Source organism: Salinivibrio proteolyticus, from assembly GCF_027286365.1.
Classification (GTDB): Bacteria; Pseudomonadota; Gammaproteobacteria; order Enterobacterales; family Vibrionaceae; genus Salinivibrio; species Salinivibrio proteolyticus.
Genome location: NZ_CP114584.1, coordinates 2,833,699 through 2,840,000 on the forward strand (window position 1 = coordinate 2,833,699; position 6,302 = coordinate 2,840,000).

Annotated in this window: 3 protein-coding genes and 2 rRNA genes (1 of these 5 running past the window's edge); 3 read left to right on the forward strand and 2 right to left on the reverse strand. The window is 50.7% G+C overall.

Translation table 11 applies throughout. The features are described 5' to 3' along the window. Window positions 1-99: 99 nt before the first annotated feature. The 3 genes from pssA (at window position 100) to N7E60_RS13270 (ending at window position 4,892) form a co-directional block, all read left to right on the forward strand. A complete protein-coding gene (gene pssA / locus N7E60_RS13260; protein WP_077458246.1) occupies window positions 100-1,449 on the forward strand; it encodes a CDP-diacylglycerol--serine O-phosphatidyltransferase in 1,350 nt (449 codons plus the stop codon). Window positions 1,450-1,461: 12 nt separating this feature from the next. Further along, window positions 1,462-2,106 (forward strand): nicotinamidase, encoded by a 645-nt coding sequence (locus N7E60_RS13265; RefSeq protein WP_077641466.1) that lies wholly within the window; start codon window positions 1,462-1,464, stop codon window positions 2,104-2,106. A gap of 200 nt (window positions 2,107-2,306) precedes the next feature. Continuing rightward, a complete protein-coding gene (locus N7E60_RS13270; RefSeq protein ID WP_269597718.1) occupies window positions 2,307-4,892 on the forward strand; it encodes a family 20 glycosylhydrolase in 2,586 nt (861 codons plus the stop codon). Between the two features lie 333 nt (window positions 4,893-5,225). Here the strand turns inward: N7E60_RS13270 and rrf are convergent. Next, a 5S ribosomal RNA gene (gene rrf / locus N7E60_RS13275) occupies window positions 5,226-5,341 on the reverse strand. 115 nt (window positions 5,342-5,456) lie between these two features. Next, a 23S ribosomal RNA gene (locus N7E60_RS13280) occupies window positions 5,457-6,302 on the reverse strand; it runs 2,041 nt beyond the window's last position.

The window sequence follows — 6,302 nt, forward strand, 5'->3', positions numbered from 1 at the left end:
CCTAGGATCAGAGATCCGTTGCTTGCCACGATTTCTGGTACAATTCAGGGTTTAGCATCAAACCGCTCGACTCTGGCCGTCGAACAACATGAGGTAACAATGGATTCAGCTAACGCAAATCGGCAGCTAATTGATCGCCTGCCCACCATTGCGCACCAGCCAGAACATCTCGAAACGTTATTAGACGCAGTTTCTTTTAGAGAACGGCTGCTTAGCGAGATTAAAAACGCCAAATCACGTATCTATCTGGTTGCCCTGTATCTACAAGATGATGAGGCCGGACGTAGCGTACTCGACGCTTTGTATGAGGCGAAACAAGCAAACCCCGAGCTCGACATCAAAGTACTGGTTGATTGGCACCGTGCACAACGGGGGCTAATTGGCGCCGAACAATCGGATGGCAATGCGGCCCTGTATCGTGCTTATGCTGAGCGCTACACCCACAAGATTGAAGTTTTGGGCGTCCCAGTGCGAAACCGCGAGGTCTTTGGAGTCTTGCACCTCAAAGGCTTTGTCTTTGATGACAAGGTTCTTTACAGCGGCGCCAGCCTCAATGATGTCTATCTGGCGCAGCACGACCGATACCGCTATGACCGCTATCATGTGCTGGCCAATAAAAAGCTCGCCGATACCATGGCAGACTTTATCGTCAACACACTCACCGCCGACAGTGCCGTTAATTGTCTCGCCTCGCCAGACCGGCCAAATAGTAAAGCACTTAAGCCCAGTATTCGTGAGTTTCGCGGCCAGCTACAACGTGCGAGCTATCGCTATGACGATGAGCCGATTGGAGAGCATCAGGTTGGGTTAACACCGATGGTCGGGCTGGGTAAACGTAAGAACAAACTCAACCGCTATATCTGTCATTTGATTGCCAGCGCGCACCAAGAGTTGGTGATTTGTACCCCCTACTTTAATCCGCCCCGTAGCGTGGTCCGAGAAATCCGTCGCGCGCTGCGCCGAGGCGTTACCGTCAGCATTATTGTCGGTGATAAAACCGCGAACGATTTTTACTCCCCCCCAGAGGCGCCGTTTAAGACTATCTCAGCGTTGCCCTATCTTTATGAAGTGAACTTGCGTAACTTTGCGCGCCGCAATGAAGCCGCCATCGCCAAACGCCAGTTGAACATTCATATTTGGAAGCATGACGATAACAGCTTCCACCTCAAGGGTATTTGGGTCGATCGCCAGTACATGTTGCTGACGGGAAATAATCTCAATCCACGTGCGTGGAAATTAGATTTAGAAAACGCCATTCTTATCCACGATAAGCATCAACGCCTCGAAGCGCAAAAACAGCAAGAAGTGGATAAGATCCTCGAGCACACGCGCTTGGTCGGTAGCTACAAACATATCGATAAGATGGAAGATTATCCGTTACCGGTAAAACGGCTTTTAAAACGGATAAAACGCGTGCGCGCCGATCACTTGCTCAATCAAATTCTATAAAAGGAGCAGGCCATGCGTATCGCCAGAATCGCTGCTATTGATGTGGACCCTCAACGTACCTTTACACCCGACTGCCCAGACGAGTTACCGGTACCCGAGGGAAATCAATTAGGATCGGCATTAAATGCCCAAGCCGCGCTCGCAGATGTGCGTGTCCTCACCAAGGACGCCCATCCTGCTAATGCGGTTTGGGTGGTTGACGATGCTGCCGATATGCTCCAACCGCTATCGTATAAAAACGCGGATCTCACCTGGGTCAAACACGCGGTTCCCGGCACCAAAGGGTTCGAAACCATTGACGACTTACCTCCTGTCACCGAGTACGACTATGTGGTATGGAAAGGGGTCGAACCCGACTTACATCCCTATGGTGCGTGCTTTCATGATATTGAAGAAAAGCTCAGCACCGGCTTGATTGAATGGCTGCACAGCCAAGAGGTAGAAACCGTCATTGTCGGTGGTTTGGCAACCGATTATTGCGTCAAAACCACCGCCATCCAGCTGAAAAAGCGCGGTCAATTTGACGTGATTGTGAACCTCGCCGCTTGCCGAGGAATTCACCCACAAACGGTCGCCGCCGCCTGTGATGAGATGCTGGATGTAGGTATCAAGTTAGTCGATAGTCAGTTGGCATTAGGCTGTTTAGTCCCCCGTTAATTTGTATCGCAGCGACAGAGGACTCTCTCGCTGCGATCGTCCTCGCGCCTTGAGTGCAAACACAGGCTTAAACGGACCATTAAGTTTGAGTCCTTAGACAGAAATGCACTTTGAATAACAAGAGTACTAGGCTTTTAGTTTGCTATCCCCTACTGTCCCATTAACTATTTTCACAATAAAAAATAAGTTTGGAGGATAGCATGCTCAAACCTACCGCTCTGGGTCTCCTGATCGGCGCTTCATTATCTAGCACCGCTTGGGCGATGCCTGCATCGCAGCTTGATGCACTCGGAAACGGGCTCGATGTGCAATACCAAGTCATTGATAATACGCAAGATGACTGGCGTTCTTTTACGGGCAACGTCGCCTTTACCAACCAAAGTACTCAGACACTGCCTAAAACGGGCTGGGCGATTTATTTCAGCCACATTCGCATGATCAAGTCGATCGACACCGATCAACTTAAAGTCTCACACGTCAATGGGGATCTCTTCAAACTCGAGCCCACGGATAGCTTTGTTCCGCTTGCTCCCGGTGATCAGTTAGTGGTTGGCTTTAATGCCTCTGACTGGCAAGTCGCTAAATCCGATATTATGCCGAATTGGTATTTAGCCTCCGACGATGAAGCTGGCACGCATACCGCATTGATTACCAGCACCAGTAACCACAAAAATGGCCAGGTGCCCACCAAACCGGATGATGAGCTCACCTTTGTCGGTGACTTTGATTCTCCCACACAGTGGAAACGTTACGGCGGTGCACTCACCGACCATTATGATCCATTCACGGCCAAGCAGCGCTATGTGCGCAATGCCGATTTATCGTTGGTGGATACCCAAGGACACGTGCTTCCCACTCCTGCCAGTCGCATTGAGAAAAATGGCCATATCACCCTCGATAGCGAGTGGACCGTGGTCTACGACAACGGCTATCAAGCACAAGCTCAATGGCTTGCCGATCAGCTTGGCATTTCAGCCACCGACTGGGCACCTACTAATCAAAAAGTTATTCATGTGGGGTGGGGAAAAGTCACCCTTAATGGAAGCGACCAGTGGCACGAAGCTTATCGCCTAGATGTGCAACCTGAGCAGCAACGTATTGACATTGACGCCCCTGATCAAGCAGGTGCCCTGTACGCTGCACAAAGCCTGCTACAACTTAAAACCGGCGAGACACTCAAAGCGGTGACGCTAACCGATGCACCGCGCTTTGCTTACCGTGGTCTGTCTGTCGATGCCGCTCGGAACTTCCGCAGCAAAGAGGCGATCTTAAAGTTACTCGACCAAATGGCCGCACTGAAACTCAACAAGCTCCATTTACGTCTCAGTGATGATGAAGCATGGCGTATTGAGATCCCAGCCCTACCAGAACTGGCAGACATCGGTAGCAAACGCTGTCATGACTTGTCAGAAACCCGCTGCGTGTTGCCCTTCTTAGGCGCAGGGCCTGACGGCACAGAAGCATCCAATGGGTATTACACTACGGAAGACTATCAAGCGATTCTGCGTAAGGCAGAAGCACTCAATATCACTGTCATTCCAGAAGTAGATATGCCAGGTCACGCGCACGCGGCCATTAAAGCGATGGAAGCGCGTTACCACAAGTACATGGCACAAGGTGATGAAGCCAAAGCGAAAGAATATTTGCTCACGGACTTTGAAGACGACACCCAATACCTTTCTGTGCAAATGTTCACCGACAATGCGATGAATGTTTGTATGGAATCCAGTTATCGCTTCGTCGATACAGTGGTTGCGGCGCTCGTCGATGCGCATCGAGACATACAGCCGCTTGATACATTCCACTTTGGCGGAGATGAAATTGCCGGTGCTTGGAAAGAGTCGCCCGTCTGCCAAGCCTTTATTGCAGACAACGATGCAGGTGTGAACAGTGTTGACGATCTGAGTCAGTACTTTGTCGAACGTATTTCGCACATTACCCAACGTCATCAGCTCGATCTCGGTGGTTGGGAAGATGGCCTCATGCACAACAACAAGGTCTATCCACGCGCACAACTTGCCAATGAGCACGTCTATGGCAATGCGTGGCAAAATATCTGGGAGTGGGGCGTTGCCGATCGCGCCTATAATCTCGCCAACAATGGCTATGGGGTTATCTATAACCAAGCCACACACCTCTATTTTGACCACCCCTATGAGCCAGACCCAAGTGAGCGCGGCTATTATTGGGCACCCCGTTTTACCGACACCCGTAAGACGTTTAGCTTTATGCCCGATGATCTCTACGCTAACGCAGATGCAAAACGCAATGGTGCACCTATCACCAAACAGGAAGTACTAGACGCTGCCACCGTGAAAACTCTGACGCGTCCAGAAAATGTGCTCGGTTTACAGGCCTCTATTTGGAGTGAAACCATTCGCTCTGATGGCCAATTTGAATCAATGACTTTCCCTCGTCTCTTTGCCATGGCAGAGCGAGCTTGGCACCGTGCCGAGTGGGAAGCAAGCACTCAAACTGGGCAAGAGACGAATCAAACCAAGCGCAACATGGATTACAACCTCTTTGCCAATCAGTTAGCGAGCTACTGGTTCCCACAACTAGAGCAACAGGATGTTGGTTTCCGCTTACCGGTTCCGGGAGGGGTGATAGAAAATGGTACATTGAAAGCGAACTCGCCATTCCCTGGACTCACCATTGAGTACTCAACTGATAATGGTGCAAGCTGGCAAACCTATGATGCGGCAAACGCTCCTCACGTCAGCGCCCCGGTACAGCTACGTACCATTTCAGGTGAGCGTGTAAGCCGAGTCAGCAAAATTCAATAATCGAGCGATTACACCGCTTAGAAAAGACAAAGCCCCGTCGACAAGACGGGGCTTTTTATTAGATCTTGGGTAGGTAGAAAATGAAATGATATCTACGTTAGCAGGCAGTCTAAAGCAAAGCGCTCAGGGCTGATCCTCCCTCAAGATACAAAAAAGCCCCGACCGTCAGGTCAGGGCTTGGTATTTTCTCATCAAAGTCTTACATATATCTGCTTTGATGCTTAAATTGTGTCTGTGTGACGGGAGTTTTGAAGCAAGACGCGCAGTGTATGCCAATACATGAGCATCGCAGCTATCAAAAATCGCAAGCAACAGTCACAATTTATAATCAAAGCCTGGCGATGTCCTACTCTCACATGGGGAGACCCCACACTACCATCGGCGCTGCTTCGTTTCACTACTGAGTTCGGCATGGAGTCAGGTGGGTCCAAAGCGCTATGGTCGCCAAGCAAAATTTTGTGTGTCTTCACTATTCAGTCAAAACACTTAATCTAGAAAGCTGTTCGTTCTCGCCACAATCAACTGGCTTATTTTAAGTCCAACCCAAAACCTCTTGGGTGTTGTATGGTTAAGCCTCACGGGCAATTAGTACAGGTTAGCTCAACGCCTCACAGCGCTTACACACCCTGCCTATCAACGTCGTCGTCTACGACAACCCTTTAGAGAGCTCGAAGCTCTAGGGATGACTCATCTCGGGGCCAGCTTCGCGCTTAGATGCTTTCAGCGCTTATCTGTGCCGAACTTAGCTACCGGGCAATGCGTCTGGCGACACAACCCGAACACCAGCGGTTCGTCCACTCCGGTCCTCTCGTACTAGGAGCAGCTCCCCTCAATCATCCAACGCCCACGGCAGATAGGGACCGAACTGTCTCACGACGTTCTAAACCCAGCTCGCGTACCACTTTAAATGGCGAACAGCCATACCCTTGGGACCGACTTCAGCCCCAGGATGTGATGAGCCGACATCGAGGTGCCAAACACCGCCGTCGATATGAACTCTTGGGCGGTATCAGCCTGTTATCCCCGGAGTACCTTTTATCCGTTGAGCGATGGCCCTTCCATTCAGAACCACCGGATCACTATGACCTACTTTCGTACCTGCTCGAGCCGTCACTCTCGCAGTTAAGCGGGCTTATGCCATTGCACTAACCTCACGATGTCCGACCGTGATTAGCCCACCTTCGTGCTCCTCCGTTACTCTTTGGGAGGAGACCGCCCCAGTCAAACTACCCACCAGGCACTGTCCTCACCCCGGATAACGGGGCTAAGTTAGAACATCAAACATACAAGGGTGGTATTTCAAGGATGGCTCCACAGCAACTGGCGTCGCCGCTTCAAAGCCTCCCACCTATCCTACACATGTAGGCTCAATGTTCAGTGCCAAGCTGTAGTAAAGGTTCACGGGGTCTT

Excerpts from the sequence above, each read along its gene's own strand:
- pssA (WP_077458246.1), top strand. The coding sequence starts at position 100 with ATGGATTCAGCTAACGCAAATCGGCAGCTAATTGATCGCCTGCCCACC.
- N7E60_RS13265 (WP_077641466.1), top strand. The coding sequence starts at position 1,462 with ATGCGTATCGCCAGAATCGCTGCTATTGATGTGGACCCTCAACGTACC.
- N7E60_RS13270 (WP_269597718.1), top strand. The coding sequence starts at position 2,307 with ATGCTCAAACCTACCGCTCTGGGTCTCCTGATCGGCGCTTCATTATCT.